General features: G+C 66.0%; 13 protein-coding genes and 1 riboswitch. Of the genes, 1 reads left to right on the top strand and 12 read right to left on the bottom strand.

Annotated elements, in window-relative coordinates:
• Positions 1-11 precede the first annotated feature (11 nt).
• The 8 genes from AC6RV7_RS06555 to AC6RV7_RS06520 form a co-directional block, all read right to left on the bottom strand.
• Positions 12-2,618: a glycoside hydrolase family 95 protein gene (locus tag AC6RV7_RS06555; protein WP_500093113.1), complete on the bottom strand. Its 2,607-nt coding sequence runs from the start codon at positions 2,616-2,618 to the stop codon at positions 12-14.
• Between the two features lie 206 nt (positions 2,619-2,824).
• Positions 2,825-6,022, bottom strand: a complete 3,198-nt coding sequence (locus tag AC6RV7_RS06550) for an efflux RND transporter permease subunit (protein WP_500093112.1) — start codon at positions 6,020-6,022, stop codon at positions 2,825-2,827.
• 10 nt (positions 6,023-6,032) lie between these two features.
• Positions 6,033-7,304, bottom strand: coding sequence for an efflux RND transporter periplasmic adaptor subunit (locus tag AC6RV7_RS06545; protein WP_500093111.1), 1,272 nt, complete (start codon positions 7,302-7,304; stop codon positions 6,033-6,035).
• A 30-nt stretch (positions 7,305-7,334) separates the two neighbouring features.
• Positions 7,335-8,630, bottom strand: coding sequence for a TolC family protein (locus AC6RV7_RS06540; RefSeq protein WP_500093110.1), 1,296 nt, complete (start codon positions 8,628-8,630; stop codon positions 7,335-7,337).
• Between the two features lie 101 nt (positions 8,631-8,731).
• A complete protein-coding gene (locus tag AC6RV7_RS06535; RefSeq protein ID WP_500093109.1) occupies positions 8,732-9,121 on the bottom strand; it encodes a hypothetical protein in 390 nt (129 codons plus the stop codon).
• Between the two features lie 128 nt (positions 9,122-9,249).
• Positions 9,250-9,606, bottom strand: a complete 357-nt coding sequence (locus tag AC6RV7_RS06530; RefSeq protein WP_500093108.1) for a DUF190 domain-containing protein — start codon at positions 9,604-9,606, stop codon at positions 9,250-9,252.
• Between the two features lie 2 nt (positions 9,607-9,608).
• Entirely contained in the window at positions 9,609-10,007 is a 399-nt protein-coding gene (gene crcB / locus AC6RV7_RS06525; protein WP_500093107.1) for a fluoride efflux transporter CrcB, read from the bottom strand.
• A gap of 21 nt (positions 10,008-10,028) precedes the next feature.
• A riboswitch (Fluoride riboswitch) is annotated at positions 10,029-10,111 on the bottom strand.
• Positions 10,112-10,317: 206 nt separating this feature from the next.
• On the bottom strand, positions 10,318-11,238 hold the full coding sequence (locus tag AC6RV7_RS06520; RefSeq protein WP_500093106.1) for a LysR family transcriptional regulator: 921 nt from the start codon (positions 11,236-11,238) through the stop codon (positions 10,318-10,320).
• 102 nt (positions 11,239-11,340) lie between these two features.
• On the opposite strand from AC6RV7_RS06520, the gene AC6RV7_RS06515 reads away from it, so the two are divergent.
• Entirely contained in the window at positions 11,341-11,763 is a 423-nt protein-coding gene (locus AC6RV7_RS06515) for a DoxX family protein (protein WP_500093105.1), read from the top strand.
• Positions 11,764-11,821: 58 nt separating this feature from the next.
• Here AC6RV7_RS06515 and AC6RV7_RS06510 read toward each other — a convergent pair whose 3' ends face one another.
• From AC6RV7_RS06510 to AC6RV7_RS06495, 4 genes are all read right to left on the bottom strand, one after another.
• The gene (locus AC6RV7_RS06510; protein WP_500093104.1) at positions 11,822-13,510 is read right to left on the bottom strand and encodes an NAD-dependent malic enzyme; all 1,689 of its coding nucleotides are present in this window, start codon (positions 13,508-13,510) and stop codon (positions 11,822-11,824) included.
• 129 nt (positions 13,511-13,639) lie between these two features.
• The gene (locus AC6RV7_RS06505; protein ID WP_500093103.1) at positions 13,640-16,036 is read right to left on the bottom strand and encodes an alpha-L-rhamnosidase-related protein; all 2,397 of its coding nucleotides are present in this window, start codon (positions 16,034-16,036) and stop codon (positions 13,640-13,642) included.
• Between the two features lie 130 nt (positions 16,037-16,166).
• Positions 16,167-17,210: a transporter gene (locus AC6RV7_RS06500; RefSeq protein WP_500093102.1), complete on the bottom strand. Its 1,044-nt coding sequence runs from the start codon at positions 17,208-17,210 to the stop codon at positions 16,167-16,169.
• 227 nt (positions 17,211-17,437) lie between these two features.
• Positions 17,438-20,551, bottom strand: a complete 3,114-nt coding sequence (locus tag AC6RV7_RS06495) for an efflux RND transporter permease subunit (protein WP_500093101.1) — start codon at positions 20,549-20,551, stop codon at positions 17,438-17,440.
• Positions 20,552-20,616 lie beyond the last annotated feature (65 nt).

The raw sequence follows: 20,616 nt of genomic DNA, 5'->3' as shown, positions 1-20,616 counted from the left end.
TGCGACTGCGTTCAACGCGCGCGAACATGATAGACGCCACCCGGAGTCGTTTCGATATCCACGGTCCAGGTGGCAGGGAGCACCCCCTCGTCGTCGTCCGCCATCGCCATGATTTCCGGCCGGCCGGCGGGAACGATCCGGAAAAGCGGATTCGGATTCGCGCCTGCCGCGGGCTGACTCGTGCCCCCCGAGATCGCCGCATCCACGGGCGTTCGCAATCTCAGCACGCCTCCAAGCTTCGACCGGATCGTCGCCTCGGTCAATTTTCCCTCCGCCCAGCTCAGGTCCACTTCGAACCCGCCGCGCGCACGCAGCCCTCTGACCTTCCCGGTCGGCCAGGCCGACGGCAGCGCGGGCAACAACTGCACGACGCCCGCGTGACTCTGCACCAACATCTCCGCGACTCCGGCAGTGTATCCAAAATTTCCATCGATCTGAAACGGCGGATGCGCGTCGAACAGGTTTCGATACAGCCCGCCGCCGGTCATCCCCACTTCAGTCGATTCCACCAGATGAAAGAAATTACGGATGATCGTGTAGGCGCGGTCCCCGTCCTGCATCCGCGCCCATAAATTCAACTTCCATCCCATCGACCACCCCGTGGCTTCATCGCCGCGCAGCTCCAGCGTCCGCCGCACCGCCCGCAGCAACTCGGGCGTCGCATCCCCGTTGATCTGATTGCCCGGATGAAAGCCGTAGAGATGCGAGAGATGCCGGTGCGCAGGATCGTTCTCCACCTGATCCTCCCGCCACTCCTGGAGCTGCCCGCGAGCGCCGATACGATACGGCGCGATGCGCCCCAACTGCTCGCGCAGGCGCTGCGCAAAAGCCTCATCCGTCCCCAACCGCTCGGCCGCCTCCGCCGTGCGCGCCAACAGTTCCCGTGCAATCGCAAGGTCCATCGTGGCGCCTTCGCTGACCGAGGCGCGCTCACCTGACTTTGTGACGAACTTGTTCTCCGGCGATGTGCTGACCGGCGTGACCAAGGTCCCATCCGCCGCCTCCACCAACCAGTCCGACACAAACTCCGCCGCACCTTTCATCAGCGGATAGGCTTCATTCCGCAGAAACGCCTCGTCACCGCTGAACAGCCAGTGCTCCCACAGATGGCTGCACAACCAGCCCGCCGCCATGTTCCAGATCGACGTGTGCGCCCAGCCGTCGATCGGAAAGGTATCCCGCCACAAGGTCGTGTTGTGATGCACCACCCATCCGCGACGACCATACATGGATCTGGCCGTGACGGCGCCGTTGACCGCCAGCTCCCGCATCATCTGAAACAGCGGCTGGTGCAGCTCCGCCAGATTCGTCGTCTCCGCCGGCCAGTAATTCATCTGCGCATTGATGTTGAGCGTGTAGCCGGACGACCAAGGGGGAATCACCTGGTCGTTCCACTTTCCCTGCAAATTCAGCGGCTGCGTGCCTTCGCGCGATCCGGCAATCATCAGATAACGTCCAAATTGAAACAGGAGCGCCGCCAATGCCGGATCGCCCGACTCGCGAAACGACGCGATCCGGACGTCGGTGGGCAAATGCGTCTTCGACGGCTCGCCCGCCAGATCCAACTCCACGCGATCGAACAACGCCCGATGATCCGCCACGTGACGCTCCTGCATCGCCTCGAACGATGCTCCCTCGCTCCTCGCCAAAGTCGCCTCGTTCAACTTCGCCGGATCGCGGCCCTCGCGGCTCGGGCTGCGACTCACGCCGTTGAAACTGCTCGCCGCTCCAAGAACGAGAACGACTTCACTGGCCACCGCGATCCGCAACGCCCCGTCCGCCGCGCTGACGACGCCATCGGTGCGCACACGGACGCGCGACTCGAAAAACGTCCCACGACGATCGATCGCCGCGCCGTACAACACCTGCGCGGCGTGCGCCTTCCTCGTTCCGTCAGGATTGAAATTCTCCGGATACTTCCACTGATCCCCCCACTTCTCCACCAGCGCCAGCTCCCGTCGGCCGACGAAACCCGGCACCTGACCCGACATTCTTATTTCCCTGCCCTTCGCCAGGACCTCCGCCGTGGGATGCGGCGACGAAAACCCCACCTTCATTCCGATCGCACCCGGCCGGTTCGTTCGTATCCGTAATACCATGACCTGATCGGGATGACTCACAAACATCTCGCGGGAAAAGGTCGCCCCGCCTCGAGCATACGACACCCCGGCGACCGCCGTTCTCAAATCCAGCCAGCGTCGGTAGGCCGATACTTCCCCGTCGCCTTCGATCTCCAGCCACAGATCACCCAGGGGCTGATAGCTCTGCTGACTCCGGCCCAGCCACTTCGACTTGATGATCGCTTCCGCTGCCGAGGGTTTCCCCTCCGCCAACAACGCGCGCACGTCGTCATAGGTCGTCGTGATGTCGAGCGACCTCAAGTCTGCCGGCGGCTCCCCCGAGGTCAGCGTGTCTTCGTTGAGCGCGATGCGCTCGCGCTCGATCCCGCCGAACACCATCGCCGCGATCCGCCCGTTTCCCAACGGCAACGCCGCCTCCCACGTCGTCGCCGGAGCATCATACCACAGGAGGTCCGCCTCGCGCTCTCCGCCGTGCCCCGCCGACACCAGCGTCAGCGCGGCGATCCAGAGCGCGGGAATACCGGAACTTATGTTCATGAACTTATACAACACGGGGGAAGTTAAAGAAACGGCGCAACCCGCCCAAACCCGCAGAGTCCTCCGCCGATGTCAATCGCTCGAAGAGGAGCTGCGCCCCGCCCAGGCGCACTCCCGCCTCCCGCCCTCTGGATCCGCTGCACCTATTGGTTCATTTCAGTTCATTATATCGGTGAACAGAAGTCCACTGGCGGGCCCTGCGAAGCTCACCCGTCCGCCCGCTCGCCGTCCTGGTGCGCCATGCGATACAGCGCCGGCAGCACGACGAGCGTCAGCAGCGTCGAACTGACGATCCCCCCGATCACGACCGTCGCCAGGGGACGCTGCACCTCCGCTCCCGCCCCGGTGGCGAGCGCCATCGGCACGAAACCGAGACTCGCCACCAGTGCCGTCATCAGCACCGGCCGCAGTCGCGTGAGGCAGCCCTCCTCCACGGCCACGTCGAGCGATTTCCCGTCCGCTCTCAAACTGCGGATGAACGAAATCATCACCAGCCCGTTGAGCACCGCCACGCCGGAAAGGGCAATGAATCCCACCCCTGCCGAAATCGACAAGGGAATGCCCCGCCACCACAACCCCGCGATCCCGCCAGTCAGCGCGAGCGGCACGCCGGTGAAAACCAGCAGCGCATCCTTCGCGTTGCCGAAGGTCATGAAGAGCAATCCGAAGATCAGCAGGAGCGCCACCGGCACCACGATCTGCAGTCGTTTGCTCGCCGAGATCAGCTGCTCGAACGTGCCGCCATAATCCAGCCAGTAGCCCGCGGGAACCTCCACCGATCGCGCGATGCGCTCCTGCGCCTCGCCGACAAAGCTCCCGAGATCCCGACCGCGCACGTTCGCCGTCACGACGACGCGCCGTTTCCCGTTCTCGCGGCTGATCTGGTTCGGCCCGGGCGCGATCTCGATCCGCGCCACCTCGCGCAGGGGAATGTAGGCGCGCGTCAACTCGTCCGCCGGCGCGCCATGTCCACCGGCGCGAAGCATCGCTGGCAAAACCTGTGCCTCGTCGTCGTGTAGCCGCGGCAGCGGCACCGGCAGGTCGCCGAGCGCAGCGAGATCGGTGCGCAGCTCTTCCGGCAAACGCACCACCAGATCGAAACGTCGGTCGCCTTCGAACACCTGCCCGACGGCCGTGCCGCCCAGCGCCGTCGCAACAAGTTCCTGCACGTCGCCGACCGCGAGACCGTAGCGCGCGATCGCCTCGCGGTCGAGTTGCACCGTCAGCAGCGGCAGCCCCGTCGCGGGCTCGATCTTCACATCCGCCGCACCCGGAATCTGCTGAAGCACCGCTTCGATCCGTTCTCCGACTTCCGTCATGACGTCCAGATCGTCGCCATACACCTTGACGGCGACGTCGGAGCGCACCCCGGAGATCAGTTCGTTGAACCGCATCTGAATCGGCTGCGTGAATTCGTAGTTGTTGCCCGGGATCCGGGAGACGGCGGCCTCCATCGCCGCGACGAGGTCGGATTTGTCGCGCTTGGGATCGGGCCACCGGTCGCGCGGTTTCAACATCACATAGGTGTCGGCCACGCTCGGCGGCATCGGATCCGTGGCCACTTCGGCCGTGCCGATCTTCGCAAACACGCGCTCGACCTCGGGAAATGACTGTAGCGTCTCCTCCACCATCGTCTGCATCTGCAGCGATTGCGTGAGGCTGGTGCCGGGAATCCGCAACGCGTGCAGCGCGATGTCGCCCTCGTCGAGACCGGGAATGAACTCCGTGCCCAGCTTCGACCCCGCGAGCGCGCCCAGTCCGACCGCCACCACCGCCGCGACGGCCGCCGCCGGCCGGACCGACAATGCAAAGCGCAGGACCGGCCGGTAGAGCGACTTCGCGCCACGGATCGCGACGTTGTCCTGCTCGGAAACTTTTCCGCTCACGAAAATCGCCACCGCCGCCGGCACGAAGGTGATGGACAAAATCATCGCCCCGAGCAGCGCCGTGACGACGGTGAACGCCATCGGATGGAACATCTTTCCCTCCACGCCGGTGAGCGCGAAAATCGGGATGTAGACGACCGTGATGATGAACACGCCGGCAATTGAGGGCTTGATCACCTCCGCCGTCGCCTCCGCCGCCAGCGTGAAACGCTCCGGCCGCGTCAGCAGACGGCTCAACCGATGCTGCTCGTGTCCGAACCGACGCAGGCAGTTTTCGATGATGATCACCGCGCCGTCCACGATCAGGCCGAAGTCGAGCGCGCCGAGGCTCATCAGGTTTCCCGATACCTGGTTGGTCACCATGCCCGTGATCGTGACCAGCATCGACAGCGGAATGACGGCCGCGGTGATGAGTGCCGCGCGAAAGTTTCCGAGCAGGAGAAAAAGAATCACAATCACCAGCAGCGCACCCTCCACGAGGTTCTTCTGCACGGTGCCAATGGTGCGATCCACCAAGGCCGTCCGATCGTAGACCGCATTCGCCACCACGCCTTTCGGCAGGCTGCGGTTCACGTCGATCAGCTTGGCCGCAACTCGTGTCGAGACTTCGCGCGAATTCTCACCGATGAGCATGAACACGGTGCCGAGCACGACCTCGCGTCCGTTCTCGGTGGCGGCGCCCGTGCGCAGTTCCTGTCCGAGGATGACGTCCGCCACATCGCGCACGCGCACCGGCTGCCCGCCGCGCCGCGCGACGACGATGTTCTCGATCTCGGGAATGCCGCTGACCTGGCCCGGCACCCGGATGAGATATTGCTCCCCGTGCCGCTCGATGTAGCCCGCGCCGACATTGGCGTTGTTGCGCGCCAGCGCGTCGATCACGTCGCGCAGCGTCAATCCGTAGGCGATCAGCTGGTCCGGCCGCGGTGTGACGTGAAACTGCTTCACGAAACCGCCGATGGTGTTCACCTCCGTGACGCCCGCCAGGTTGCGCAGCTGCGGACGCACGACCCAATCCTGAATCTCGCGCAGATCCGTGGGCGTGTAGGCCGAGCCGTCAGGTTTTCGTGCCCCCGGTTCCGCTTCCACGGTGAACATGAAGATCTCGCCCAGCCCGGTGGAAATCGGCCCCATCGTCGGCTCCAGGCCGGGCGGAAGCTGTGACTTCACTTCCTGGATACGTTCGTTGACGAGCTGCCGGGCGAAATAGATGTCGGTGCCGTCCTTGGAAACGACCGTCACCTGCGAAAGCCCATAGCGCGAAATCGAGTGGCTGTAATCCAAACCGGGCAGGCCGGCCATGGCCGTCTCCACCGGAAACGTGACGCGCTGCTCCGCCTCCAGCGGGGAAAAGCCGGGCGCCTCGGTGTTGATCTGCACCTGGACGTTCGTGATGTCCGGCACCGCATCGATCGGCAGGTGCCGGTAATTATAGACGCCCAGCGCGCCGATCCCGATCGTGAGGATCAGGACGAGCCAGCGGTGACGGATCGCATAGCGAATGATGTTCGTCAGCATGGCGCGTTCCTCAATGTTCGTGGGCCGCACCGGATTTGCCGATGTCCGCCTTGATCAGGTAACTGTTCCCCGTGACATAGCGTTCGCCCGCCTCGAGGCCCGCCAGCACTTCCACATGACCGCCGCCCCGACGCCCCAACTCCACCGGGCGCGCCTGGTAAATGTCCCCATGCTGCGAGAACACCACCGTGAAATCCGCGAGCGACTGCAGCGCCGAGTCCTTCACGGCCACGGGCACCGTCGTTTCGCTCAGGGTGATCGCCGCCTTGACGTAGAGCCCTGGACGCCAGCGTTGCTCCGTATTCGGCAGCACGATACGCGCGATGAGCGTCTGGGCTTCGGGCGAGCTGACCGGCGACAACCAGGCGATCCTGCCCGATGCGTCCGCCCCACCGTCGTCGGCATGGATCACCGCGGCTTGCCCGACCTTCACGCGGGCTTGATCGCGCTTGGGCACGTTGAGATCGACCCAGACGTCCGACAAGTCGGCGATCGTGTAGAGCGTCGCGCCGTCGCCGGCGGTTTCCCCGGCATTGACGTCGCGATCCACGATCACGCCGGCAATCGGCGCTTTCACCTCGATCGTCGCGAGCGATTGGTTCGTTTCGACGACCGCCACGGTCTCGCCGGCCGCGACCGGGTCGCCGAGCGCCTTGCGCGCTTCGCGCACGATGCCGCCGAAACGCGGCACCGCGCGCGCAACGCGATCGGCGTTCAGTTTCACGCTGCCATAAACGGAGAGCGTCTCGCGCATCGTCGCGGGACCCGCCACCTCGACCTCGACGCCAGAACGCCGCGCCACGTCCGCCGGAATGGTCGTCTGCATCTCCGGCGCGGAAAACGTCCAGCGGTGCGTGCGACCGGCCTGCTCCGCCACGACGCGGTAATCGAAAGAGTGAGGTTCACGCACCTCGCCAACGCCGCGGGCGTGGTCGCCTTCGGCGACAAACCGGTGCGTTTCCACCTTTCCGCCGGGTCGCGTGAGCTCGACCGTCAGCGTCACCGTGGAAGGTGCCACCGCTTCGCCGTCCCGCGTGAACCAGGCACGAAACTCGGGCGGCACCCCCGCTTCGACGATCGCGAGTTCCACAGTAAAACTGTCGTCCACCAGGAGCCGCCCGCCGTGCGGCCCTCGCTCGCCTTCCGCTTCGGCGTGGCCGTGGTGTCCGTGCTCGTCGGCGTCGCCCGTCGCGTATTGAGGCCCACTTTCGTGCAGATAAAAGGCCAGCGCGCCGCCGAGCGCCAGCACGGCGAGAATCGTGAGGGGAAGTCTGAATTTCATAAGCGGGAAGGGGCGATCAGGGTTGGGCGATCAGGGTTGGGCGATCAGGCGGGAAAGGGCCGCGTAGGCGGGATCGGTCAACGCCTCCAGGCGCACCAGCGCCAGGGCATAGGCGGACTCCGTATCGAGAATTTCACGACGAATCGCGGCGAGCGCGCGCTGGGCATCGAGCACATCGATCAGCGGCAGCTGCCCCTGCTCGTAAGCATGACGCACCGCTTCGTGCGCTTCCTCGGTCGCGGGCAGCGCCTGCTGCCGCAGGTTGCGCGCGGCCCGATGGGCGGCCGAAAGGTCCTGCCAGGCGGCGACGAACGCCGCCCGCAACTCCACCTCGACCGTGCGCACCTCCTGCTCCGCGCGGGACAACGTCTCCCGCGCGGCCCGGATGTTGCCCTGATTGCGATTGCGCACCGGCAGCGGCACGGAAACTCCGGCGACAAAGGCCGCGTCGCTGCCATCGCGGAGAAAGCGGACCCCGCCGCCGACGGTGATGTCCTGCACGGCTTGCGCCTGCTCCAGATCGAGCGCCGCGCGGCGGCTCGCGATCACGGTCCGCTGCCATTCCAAACGCGGATGCTCCACAAGTCGTGCGAACAACCCCTCGCGATCCGGCAAGGCCTCCGGCAGGTGCAACGCCCCGGACACTGTCGCCACCTCCTCAGACGCCCCGCCCCAGGTCGCGGCGAGACGCGCGCGCGCGGCGTTCAGCGACGCCTCGGCGCGGACGAAGTCGGCCTCGGCGACCGCGAGTCCCGCGCGGGCGCGCGCCGATTCGGCCGGTGAAGCGGCCCCGGCCTTCACCCGCCCTTCCACCGCGGATACGGTCTCACGCGCCAGACGCCGCGGCTCGGCCACGAGCGCGAGGCGTGCCTGCGCGGCCAGCGCTTCGACAAAAGCCGTCGCCGTCGCCGCGAGGATCTCCGCGCGAAGCACCGCATATTCGCTTGCGGCCGCGGCGCGTTCGCTGCCGGCGAGCACCACGCGGCGATCGCGTTTGCCGCCGCGCTCGAAAGCCTGGCTCGCCTGCACGGTGGTTTCCAGACCACGCACGCCCTGCACCGCACCGGTGCCGGCAAAATTCTCCAGCGCCACGTCGAGCGTCGGATTCGGACGCAGCCCGGCCTGTTCGATCAGCGCCTCGGCCGCGCGCTCGTCATGGCGTTTCGCCAGCAACGCCGGATTGCGTTCAGCCGCACGCCGCAGCGCTTCTGTGAGGGAAACGGCTGCTGACGACGGCACTTGCTCGGCGAGGACGGTGTGCGTGGCGAAGAGCAAAACCGCGGCTAGGACCGGACGCGGCCGGAGAAAACGAAGAGATCGGGACATGGTAAGTTGGGGAAAGGAGGGATTCGGAACGCCCCACGCGCGCACGCATGCGCGTCAGCAGGGCACAATCAGCCTGGAAAATCCGTCCGCGCAGGGACGGTTCAGGCCAGCGAATCCGGCGCCCGCGCGGGCAGCGCGGCGCGGTGCACAAAGGACCAGGTGCGATGCAGCACCAGAAGTTCGTCCGAGCTCTCGCCTTCAACGACCGGTGTCACGATCGCGACCACCCGCGGAGTCATTAGCGCCCGCAAGCCCTCGCACAGTGCGAGCACCGGCGGCGGGAGGACCCGCACCGAACCGACCTGCTTCGGAAACGCGACGCCTTCGACATTGCGGCAAGCATCGTCCTTGCAGGCGTCCTGACAGGTCGCGGAGGCGTGACCCTCGTGGGCCGAAAATTCGAGGCCCGCCGCTTCCAGATCGCAATGCTGGGTCGCCGGCAACCAAAGCGCCAGCAGCAGAAACGCAGCAATTCTCGACCAGAGTTTCATTCGAAAAGGGAAAGGGCGACCGTCCGAAGGGGAACGAGTTTACAGAATCGTCAAATCAAATGCCGCGCTGCGGGACCGCGTCGCAGGCTCGTGAGGACCGGGCGGCCGGAGTTCGGCTCGACGCCACTTCACGGCTGGGGCGATGGCGTGCCGCGATCGTGGCGATAGCGAATCACGCGGACCTTTTCCAACGTCACGAGGCCGCCTCCCATCATCCCGTCGAGCACCGGCAGGAAGCCGTTGATCTTGGCTTCGTCGTCGACGATTTCGACCACGATGGGCAGGTCGCCGGAGAGTCGCAGGATTTTCGCCGTGTGCAACCGGCTCGCCGCGCCGAAGCCCATCGGACTGCGCAACACCGTGGCGCCCGCCAATCCCGTTTCCCGGGCCTTGAGCACGATGGCTTCGTAGAGCGGCAGACCGCCGTGACGGTCGGATTCGCCGATGAAAATACGCAACAGCGTGGAGTCGGTGGGCAGGTGCATGATCACGATCCTTTCGCAGCGTTGAGCCAGGCGGCGCAGAGGTGTCCGAGCCACACGGCGAGAAAACAAACGATGAAAGTGCCGGAAGCGTTCGCGCCGGCGCGCAGCCATTCTCCGTCCCGCGCCAGCGCGAGCGTTTGCAGGCTGAAGGACGAGTAGGTCGTGAACCCGCCCAGGATGCCGGTCATCACGCACTGCCGCGCGGTAGGGCCGATGAGGATACGGCCGTCGGGTGCGGTCAACGTCGCGAAAAATCCGATGACGAACGAACCCGACACGTTCACCACCAGCGTGCCCCACGGGAAGGTTTCGCCGATGCGATGGGCCACCAGGCCGGAGAGCGCGAACCGCGCCAGACCGCCCAGACCGCTGCCGAAAAAAATCCAGAAGTATAAGGACATGATGGTTCCTCAATGCGTCGCCTCGCAGCAGGAGTCATCAGCCCCAACGCTCGTCGGGCGGTTTCCCGCAGAGCGGGCCGGCAGAATCCATTGCCGATCGCCCGACCATGCCGCCCGCCCTTTTCTCGACAAGGCAAAACTCCGCTCCGCCTCACCCCCGACCGCCTCGCGTCTGCCTCTCCCCGCCTCAAGCAGAGTGTCATATAATGTATGACACTCTGCTTGGTGGCGGTCGGAAGGGAGGGACTGGACACGGTTGCCCGAGGTGGTTGTCGGCGAGCGCTCACGATGGTCTGAACACCGCGGTGGGTCATGGCGATCCGGGGCGTTCCGCGGCGGTGTCCCGCGCGAGACTGAGGAGAATTTTGATCAGTCGTCGCGCAATCGGCGCCAACGGCACATCAACCCGGTGCGCGTAGCCGATGACCAGTGGCTCCGGCGGCGGAGCAATTTTGCGCAGGCGAATCCCCTCGCCCGAGAAGCGCCGGAAAACCTCGGGCACCACCGCGACGCCCCGCCCCGCCGTCACCGCCGCGATCAGCGAGGTCAGCCCGTCGCACTCGAGCGCGATGTTCGGCGCCCGCGTCACCGGCGCCAGCAACGCGGCCAGCGTGCGTCGGTATTCACCGTAGTGGCGGCGGTCATAGACCACGAGCGGCTCGTCCGCGAGCCGCGTCAACGGCACCGATTTCAGGCGTCCGAACGGATGGTGGGAGCCGAACGCCACGCAATGCGCGTAACGCTGAAGCGGGCGAAAAATCACATTGGCCGGCACGAGCTCGCCCGGATCCACCATCACCGCGAACTGGAGTTTTCCGGATTCGAGGCCGAGCAGCAGTTCGTCGCCTCCGAGATCGTGCAGCACCACGTTCACGGCGGGGGCGGCCTCGGCCAGTGTCCTCAGCGCCGCCGGCAGAATTTCAGCGGTCGGCGACGGCGCGTAGCCAAGATGCAGTTCGCCCACGGTGCCGCGAGCCCGCGCCCGCGCCGCCGTTGCCGCGGCTTCGGCCGCCGCGAGAATCCCGCGGGCATCGGCAGCGAAAGCCTTGCCCGCCTCGGTCAACAGGACGCCGCGGGCGCTGCGCTCCAGGAGCGAGGCGTCGATCTCCTGCTCGAGCGCACGCAGCTGCCGGCTGAGCGCGGGTTGCGCGAGGCGCAGCCGTTTGCTCGCCGCCGTAATGCTGCCGGTCTCGGCGACCGTCACCAGCGCCCGCAGATGCCTCAGTTCCATGCGGGCGCCAGTCATGCCCAGCCGGCATGACGGTGCCAACCTGAAAGCATTACCCGGCCGAGGGCGTTCTGCGGTAGTTTCATGACGTTTCCCGACTCGCTCATGAAAACGACTTCCCCTTCTCTACCGGACTACGGCGCCACCCTGCTGCGTTGCGCGCTGGGCGCGGTGATGCTGGCGCACGCCGCCGCGAAATACTTCATGTTCACGCTGCCCGGCACGGCGGCGTTCTTCGCCGCGCACGGATTTCCGGACTGGACGGCGTATCCGGTTTTCGGAGTCGAGGCTATCGGCGGCGCGCTCCTCGTGACCGGCTGGCAAACACGCTGGGTGTCCGCCGCCTTGATGCCGGTGATGCTCGGCGCCTGGACGGTGCACGCTCCGAATGGCTGGATGTTTTCGATGCCGGACGGTGGCTGGGAATATCCTGCGTTTCTCACCATCGCGCTCGGCACTCAGGCCCTGCTTGGGCCGGGCGCATGGGCCGTGCGCCCGCGTGCGACGCCGCGGTTATCTAGCCCCTGATGCCGCCTTGCCTCGAATGCCGACGAAGGCGCCACGCCGCGACGGTCGGCGTAAATTTTCACGCGTCGGCGTTCGGGACGAGCGGGCGATAATCCGGCTGAAACATCCGCGCTTGCACGTCGGCGGTCAGATCGTGCGGACGCGGTGCGCGCGCGGTGCCGCTGCGGAAGGCCTCGTCAGCGACCGCCGTCGCGATCGCCACCGAGACCGAGCGAATCTGGGTGAGCGAAGGATAGACGCGTCCCATCGCCAGGTCCTCGTCCGTCACGAGCGCCGCGAGCGTTCGCGCCGCCGTCAGGAACATGCCGTCGCTTACGAGCCGCGACTGGCTCACGAGCGCGCCGAAACCGACGCCGGGGAAGATATACACATTGTTGCCCTGGCCAGGGACGAAGGTCTTGCCCTCGAAGGTCACCGGCGGGAACGGGCTGCCGCTCGCGAAAATCGCGCGGCCGCCGCTGTGGCGATACGCGTCCTCCGCGGTGCACTCCGCCATCGCCGTCGGATTGGAGAGCGCAAAGATCACCGGTCGGGCGCTGAGCCGGCTCATCGCTTGAATGATCTCCGGCGTGAAGGCCCCACGCTGGCCGGACACACCGATCAGCGCGGTGGGTCGCAGCGCATCGATGGCGTCCGCCAGATGCGCGAGCGGGGCGTGCACGTGCGCATACGCGACTTTGTGCTCGGCGAGTTTCGGCAGCCGGCTTTGGACCACGAGACCCCGCGAATCGACGAACCAGCATCGTTCCCGCGCTTCCTTTTCGCTCAACCCCTCGGCGCGCGCCGCGGCGACGAACAGGTCGGCGATCCCGATCCCGGCCTCGCCGGCGCCGAGAAAGAGCAGCCGCTGCTCCTTCAGTGACGACCCCGTCAATCGGAGGCTGGCGATCAACCCGGCGAGCGCCACGGCTGCGGTGCCCTGGATGTCGTCGTTAAAGCTGCAGATCCGCTCGCGATAACGGTGCAGGAGACGGAAGGCGTTCGTATTACCGAAATCCTCCCACTGCAGGAGCGCGCGAGGCCAGGCCTTGCTGACCGCGGTCACGAACTCGTCAATGAACGCATCGTAGTCGGGCCCGCGCACGCGTTTCTGGTTCAGTCCGATATAAAGCGGATCGGAGTGGAGCGCCGTGTTGTCGGTGCCGACATCCAGCGCGATCGGTAACGTATAGCACGGATGCACGCCGGCGCAGGCCGTATAGAGCGCGAGCTTGCCGATCGGGATGCCCATGCCGAGGGCGCCGAGATCGCCCAATCCGAGGATGCGCTCGCCATCAGTGACGACGATCATCCGCACATCCGTCCGCGTCCAGTGGCTCAACAGCTCCGCGATATGTCCCCGGTCGCGAATGCTGATGAACAACCCGCGCGGCCGGCGGAAAATCGCGCCGAACTCGAGACACGCCTGTCCGACCGTCGGCGTGTAGATGATGGGAATCATCTCCTCCAAATGTTCGAGAATCAGCCGGTAATAGAGGGTCTCGTTCCGATTCTGGAGCATGCTGAGAAAGATATATTTCTCCAGCGGATCGGACTTTCGTTTGAAGTTGTTATAAACGCGGACCAGCTGCTCCTCGATCGTGAAAACCTTTGGCGGCAGCAGGCCCCGCAGGCCGAGCAGATTCCGCTCCTCTTCGGTGAATGCCGTGCCCTTGTTCAACAAGGGATCGACGAGCAGCGCCGCGCCATGAAGCAACGAGGCACTGCCGCAAGCCTGGGGTCCGAGGTCAGAGGCGATAGGGGCCATTCGCCAAAACTAGCGAAAAACCTGCAACCCACCTCGCAGTATTTTGGTAAAAAGTGCGCATCTTCTGCGCATCTTCTGCGCATCTTCTGCGCATTTCCTGCGCGGCGCCGGCGGCCCCGGTCGCTCCGGCTAGCGCTGGATCGTCTGGGCGCCGGGGCGCAGCTCGATCGTCTCGCCGCGCCAAAGCAGCGTTCCACTGATCCCGGGAGGAAGACTGATTTCCGCGCGCAGACCGTGGTCCGCCCGCTCGAAATTCACCTCGATCGGCCCGGCGGGATGCGGCACCCGTCCGGCCGCGCGGCGCAGTTCGCCCAGACGCGGCTCGATCGTGACGCGCCGGAAGCCGGGCGACGCCGGCTCGATGCCGCACACGGTCGCGAGGAATTCGTAGACCGGCGACGCACTCCAGGCGTGGCAATCGCTGCGCGTCGGATCGGGCCGCTCGGCAAATGTCGTCAATCCGCGCGCGAGCATGTCGTGCCACGGTCCGAGCGCCCGCAGGTAGTCGTCGCCCAGCCCGACCTGCTTCGCCGCGCGCAACAGGTAGAACCGGAAATAGAGCGTGCACTGCGTCAGCGTCGCGTCGTCGCGCACGCGTCGCATCAGGTCCGTCGCCTCCGGACCTCCGATGGCACCGGTCAGCACGGCGAGGGCGTTCACATGCTGGCTGAAACGATCGCGATCCGGCGTATCCGCGAACAGATTACGCTGCGGATCCCAGCAGTTTTGCCGCACCGCCGCGAGGATGCGGGCGCTTATGTCGCGCCAGCGGGTTGCCTCGGCGGTTTGGCCATACGCGTCGGCCAGCGCGGCCGCCTGCTGCAGCGCCCACGCGAATTGCAGCGACACGATGGCCGAGCCGCCTTCGCGAATGCCCGCCGGTTGTCCGCCGGGACGCGCCGCGTCGACCCATGGCCACTCGTCCGGCCAGTCCACAAAGTTCCAATACGACAGCGGCCCCAGCAATCCCGTCGCCGGATCCATCCGCTCCTCGAACCACGCGAGGACGTTGTGCACGCCCAGCAGTCGCGCGCGCACGAACGCGTCGTCGTCGCGGTGCATCCAGTAGTCGTGCACCATCCCGATCCAGAAGAGCGAAAACGGCGGGATGATCTGCGCGCTCGTGACCGGATAGCGGCTTTGCGTGAGCCCAAACGACAACCGCGACCGATCGAACTGCTCGATCGCGTTGCGCATCAGCCGGTCATCGCCAAACGCATACAGCGAGATCAGCGCCTGGATGCGTGTGTCGCCGACGTATTGCAGCTGTTCGTAATAAGGGCAGTCGACGTAGGTCTCATAGGCGCAGAGTTGCGCGGTGCGCACACCCACGTCCCAGATCGTTTTCAACCGGGAATCGTCGCTGGAAAACTGCCCGCGCTCCTCAAAGGGATAACCGGTGGCCACCCCCGTGAGATCGAGCACCGTGAGCGGCTCGTCGCCGGTCTCCACGGTCAACTCGAGGTAACGGTAGGTGCGAAACATCAGCGGCCGAAACACGCGCTCCACCCCGCCGTCGGCCACAAACTCGTCCTGCACCCCGACGATCCGGCGGCCGTCGATTTCGTCGCGATTTCCTTTTCGGCCGGCGGAATCGAAAAGGGCTTCGGCATACGTCAGCCGGCACACGGCATCCTTTCCGCCGCTGACATGAAGTTCTGGATACGCATTGGTTTCGAAACCTTGATCGAGCAGCACGCGCGCCACCGTTCGCGGCGGAATCCGCCACGGGTTGGCTCCGCGCAAGAAATTCTCCGGCACCGGCGCGCCTTCCGACCGGCGCACCCGGGCGAGTCGCTGCTGGCGCTCAAACGGCAGCGGGAGCGTTCGCGGCGCGAGCCACCAGCTCACGTCGGTCGCCATGCGTTCGGGCGTGCCCCGGCCGAGCGCGGCCGCGTGGGGCCAGCCCGCGTCGTCGAAATCCGCCTCCGCCCAGCCCCACGCGAGACGGCGTCCGTCCACGCGGTCGCCAGGGCCGACGACGATGAACGTCCGCAATGCCGCGTGATCGACGGGCAGCGCCGCATAAGCGTCCTCGCGCTTCACGCGCCAGCTGTCGTCGGTGTTGACGACGCTCTCCGACTCGCCCGCGCCCTGCACGATGAAAGCCGTGCGCACCGTGTGCAACGCGTAGGGATGCTCGGCGCCGTAGTTCCAGACGGTCGCCGCGAGGACGTTGCGGCCCGGTCGCAGATGCGGCGCGAGGTCGACCGTTTCGTAATGCCACCGCAACGCGTCGCCGCGTTGCGGACCGACCGCGACCGAGGTGCCGTTGATCAGCAGCCGGTAGCGGCGATCGCCGGAAACCTGCACGACGAAGCGCTCCGGTTTTTCGGAGAGCTCGAAGGTTTTCCGGAAACGATACACCCCATAGCCGAGCTCCGGATCGGTCGGATGCGCGATCCATGACGCGTTCCAAAGATCCGAGACGGTCGTCGGCTTTGCGGCAGCGGCAGCGAACGCGGCGGTGCAGAACGACGAACAGAGAACGAGAAGGACCAACCAGCGCCAGGGGGTAGATTTCATGAATTCGACAGGCTCGCCCCAGTCAAATCGCCGCCCTGGCCGACCGCAATCCTGCGCCTGCGGACAACGGTCACGCGCTCCGTGTCGGTTTGCCGACTCCGGAGCGCGGCGGCCGTTCCGATTGAAAAGCTCAGAACCGCACCGTCAGACTCGAGTTCACCGTGTAATCGGCGAACGCCGCGTCGCCGGCTCGCGCCGAACCATACGTCGTCGAACGACGGCGATGCACCGCCACCGGCACCGTCACCGCCGCAGTGATACGACCTTTGGTGAAGGCTACGCCCGGCTCGACGGCCACCGCAAAACCCGGGCGGCGGCTGCCGCGGCTGCCGCCGAAGGCGTCGTTACCCGGCACGCCCTCGATCCGGGCGCCGAGTCCGACCGACAAACCGCGCACGGAGGTCACCGCATATTCGAACCCGCCGCGGGCCAGGTAGGCGTCGGGCACGGAGAAGCCGGTGGAGGCAATCCGCTCCTTGGGATTGAAGAGATAGAACGCATTGCCGTAAGCGGACCAGTTCTGGACGAGGTGCAGATAGCCCTGGAGCTCGACGGTGAACCCCCAGCCGCCGTCGCCGGGCTGGATCGACGAATCGACATAGCGGAGGGTCGGGCCGGTCGGACGGATGAAGGTGTCGGCCATTTTGTAGTCGCCGGTCGGCGCCTTGAGGCCGAGGCCGACCGCGAGGTTGCCCCGATGATGCTCTTCCGGGTTCAGCACCCAGTAATTCGCGCTCACGCGCATGTCGCCGAGCCCGGCCGCCTGCGTGTGGTAGCGTTTGCCCGAGGCGTTGCCGAGGTGCTCATACATCGACGAGCGGTCGTGATGCACGAACGGCAGCGTGAGGTTGAGGCTCAGACGCGGCGACCAGCCGTAGGTGAGCGTCGTATCCAGAAAGTGGGAACGATTCACGACCTCCGTGCCTTCGATCTCGCGATGCACCTGTTCGTCGTCGCCTGCGAAATGCCGGTGCGACTTGAACCAGCGGTGCGCCACCGTGACCTGCCAGTGGCCGGGCTGCAGCGAGGACGCGCCGTCAGGGATCATGGCGGATCCACCGCCGCGGGCGATGACGCAGCCCTGGCCGAAGGCGGCGGGCAGGGAAAAGGCGGCAACGCAAAGCGCCGCGCCAACGAAACGCAGGGTCGGGGAACCAACGCGCAGGGAGAGCATGGGGGGAGGTCGGGGGTTAGGTGTGTGGCGCCGCGGCGCTTCCGCCGCTGGCGCGCCGCTTCAGTGGCAACGCTCCCCGCCCGTGGGGAGCCAAATGGGACTGGCTGCCGCCGCCGGTGGGCGATTTGCGGGAAAAACGGGGCGGCGCCGTGCGTCCCCGTTTTCCAATTACAAAAAAGGCGGGGCGATCATCCGCCCCGCCCGCTGATCGATCTGGTGCGCTTCGCTCAGATCTCCGCCGCCGCCGTCCCGGGTTCGGCGCCGGGATGGACGTGCGTCGACCTCGCGGCCGCTACCGCGGCCTCCTTCTTCCGGTCGTGGGCGATGAACGTATAGAAGGTCGGCACCACAAAGAGCGTGAAGAGCGTGCCGATCGACATGCCCGCCGCGATCACGAGACCGATCGAGAACCGGCTCGCCGCGCCCGCACCGGACGCAAACACCAGCGGCAGCACGCCGAGCACCATCGCCGCGGTCGTCATCAGGATCGGGCGCAGCCGGACGCCGGCCGCGTGCTGCACGGCCTCGCGAACCGAGTAGCCCTCCTCTTCCTGGAGCTTGTTCGCGAACTCCACGATGAGAATGCCGTGCTTCGTGATGAGGCCCACCAGCGTGATCAGTCCGACCTGCGTGTAGATGTTGAGCGTCGCGAAACCGAAGAAAAGGAACAGCAGCGCGCCTGCGATCGAGAGCGGCACCGACATGAGGATGATCAGCGGATCGCGGAAGCTTTCATACTGCGCCGCGAGCACGAGGAAGATCACGAGCACCGCGAGCGCGAAGGTCGCCAGGAGCGAACTGCCCTCCTGCATGAACTGACGCGACGTGCCGGCGTAATCGACCGTGAAGCCCTGCGGAAACGTGCTGGCCTGCTCCTGCAGATACGCCAGCGCCTCGCCTTGAGACACGCCGGGCGCCGGGAGGAACGACACCGTGGCCGCGTTCAATTGCTGGAAGCGCCGCAGTTCGCGCGGCTGCGTCGTCTCCTTCAAGGTCGCGAACGTCGAGAGCGGCACGAGGCCGGCCTTCGTGGTCGACACGTAGTAGTCCTTCAACTGATCCGGATTGAGCCGCGCCAGGCGGGTCACCTGCGGGATGACCTTGTAGGCGCGTCCTTCGATCGCGAAGCGGTTGACCCAGCCGCCGCCGAGCATCGAGCCGAGATCGGAGCTCACCTGCTGCATGTTGACGCCGAGCGCCGCGGCTTTTTCGCGGTCGATCTCGATGCTCACCTGCGGCTGGTCGAATTTCAGGTTCGTGTCGCCGAACAGGAACAATCCGCTCGCCATCGCGCGTTGCAGGAGATCGTTGGCAACTTCCGCGACGCGCAGTGGCTCCTCCGTCGAACCGATGACAAACTGCACCGGCAGGCCGCCGGTCGAACCCGGCAGCGGCGGACGTTGAAATGCCGCGGTGTTCAAGCCCGCGACCGCCGCCGCCCGCCCCTGGATCTCGGCGAGGAGTTCCGCGGCCGAGCGATCGCGCTGGCTCCACGGCTTCAAGCGCCAACCGATGAACGCCGTGTTGGTGGCTCCGCCGAATCCGGCCAGCTGGAAAATGTCGGCCGTCTCGTTCGGGTAGTTCTCGCGAATGATCGCGGAGACCTGATCGGCAAACATCTCCGTTTGCTCCAGCGTCGCGTTCGGCGCCGCCTGGGCCTGCATGAAGATGATACCCTGGTCCTCGTCCGGCGCGAGTTCGCTCTTGGTCATGAGGAAGAACGGAATGATCGAGCCGAACACGAGCACCGCGACGATCACCACCGCCAGCCGCGTTTCGAGCACCGTGTGCAGCGAGCGCTCGTAGGCGCTGCGCAGCTTGGTGAACGCCACGTCCAGCCAGTGCTCGAACCCGCGCGGATTCGGATTATGGCGCAGGATCTTCGACGAAAGCATCGGCGTGAGCGTCAACGCCACCACGCCGGAAATGATCACGGAGCCGGCCAGCGTGAACGCGAATTCGCGGAACAACGCGCCGGTCAGGCCGGATTGAAAACCGATCGGCGCAAACACCGCGGCGAGCGTGATCGACATCGTGATGACGGGACCGACCAGTTCGTGCGCGCCGCGCAGCGCGGCGTCGAACGGCGTCAGCCCCTCCTCGATGTGACGGTGGATGTTCTCCACCACGACGATCGCGTCGTCGACCACCAGACCGATCGCGAGCACCATCGCGAGCAGCGTCAGCAGGTTGATCGAAAATCCCATGGCGAGCATGAACGTGCATGCGCCCACGATCGACAGCGGGATCGCGACGATCGGAATGAACACGGAGCGGAACGAGCCGAGGAAGAGGTAAATCACCACGACCACGATGAGCATGGCTTCGAGCAGCGTATGCATCACCTCGCTGATCGAATCGGTGATGAACTCGGTGAGGTCGGCCACCACCTTGCCGTGCAGGCCGGGCGGAAGCTGCGCCGCGATGTCCGGGAGGATTTCCCGCACCCCTTGCATCACCTCGATCGAGTTCGCCGTGGGCAGCGCGAAGACGCCGATGAACACGCCGTTCTGCCCCGAGAACTTCACCGAGCTGTCGTAGCTCTCGGCGCCGAGCACGACATCCGCGATGTCGCGGACGCGGATCAGTTCGCCGTTGTGCTCGCGCACGATGATGTTGCGGAACCCCTCCGCCGACGTGAGATCCGTCTCGGCCGTGAGATAGACCGTGAGCATCGAACCCTTGGTCTGGCCGACGGCCGAGAGCACGTTCTGCGCCGCGAGCGCGCTGCGGACGTCCGCCGCGCTCAATCCCAGCGCCGCCATCCGGTCCGGCTTGAGCCAGATGCGCATCGAGAAGGTGCGTGCGCCGAGCACCTCGGCTTTCTGCACGCCGGGGACGGTGGACAGCTTCGGCTGCACGACACGCACGAGGTAGTCGGTGATCTGATTGCCGCTCATCGTGTCGCTGTAGAAACCGAGGTAGGCGGACGCCGTCGTCTCACCGACGGAGACGTCGAAGACCGGATCCTCGGCGCCCGCGGGCAGCTCGCCGCGCACGCGATTCACCTTGGAGGTGATCTGGGTGAGCGCGTCGTTCGGATCGAAGTTCAAGCGCAGGCGCGCGGTGATCGTGGCGGAATTCTGGCGGCTGGAGGACTCAAGGTAGTCGATGCCGTCGGCCGAGGCGATCTCGCGCTCGAGCGGCGTGGTCACGAAGCCGCGCACGAGGTCGGCGTTGGCGCCGGGATAGGCGACGCTCACGCTCACCACGGCGTTTTCCGTGCGCGGATACTGCCGGACGGTGAGCGCGCGGATGGACTGCCAGCCGGCGAGCAGGATGAAAAGGTTGACCACCGTCGCGAGCACGGGACGGCGGATGAAAAGGTCGGTGAATCTCATGAGGATAAGGAGGCGACGAAGCCGGCCGATGGCGTCACGGTATCCCGGATACGCCGGAAGCGGCC

Source organism: Opitutus sp. sgz309028 (genome assembly GCF_059821195.1).
The sequence above is the reverse complement of the archived record's forward strand: the minus strand, read 5'-3'. Positions and strand labels throughout refer to the sequence as shown.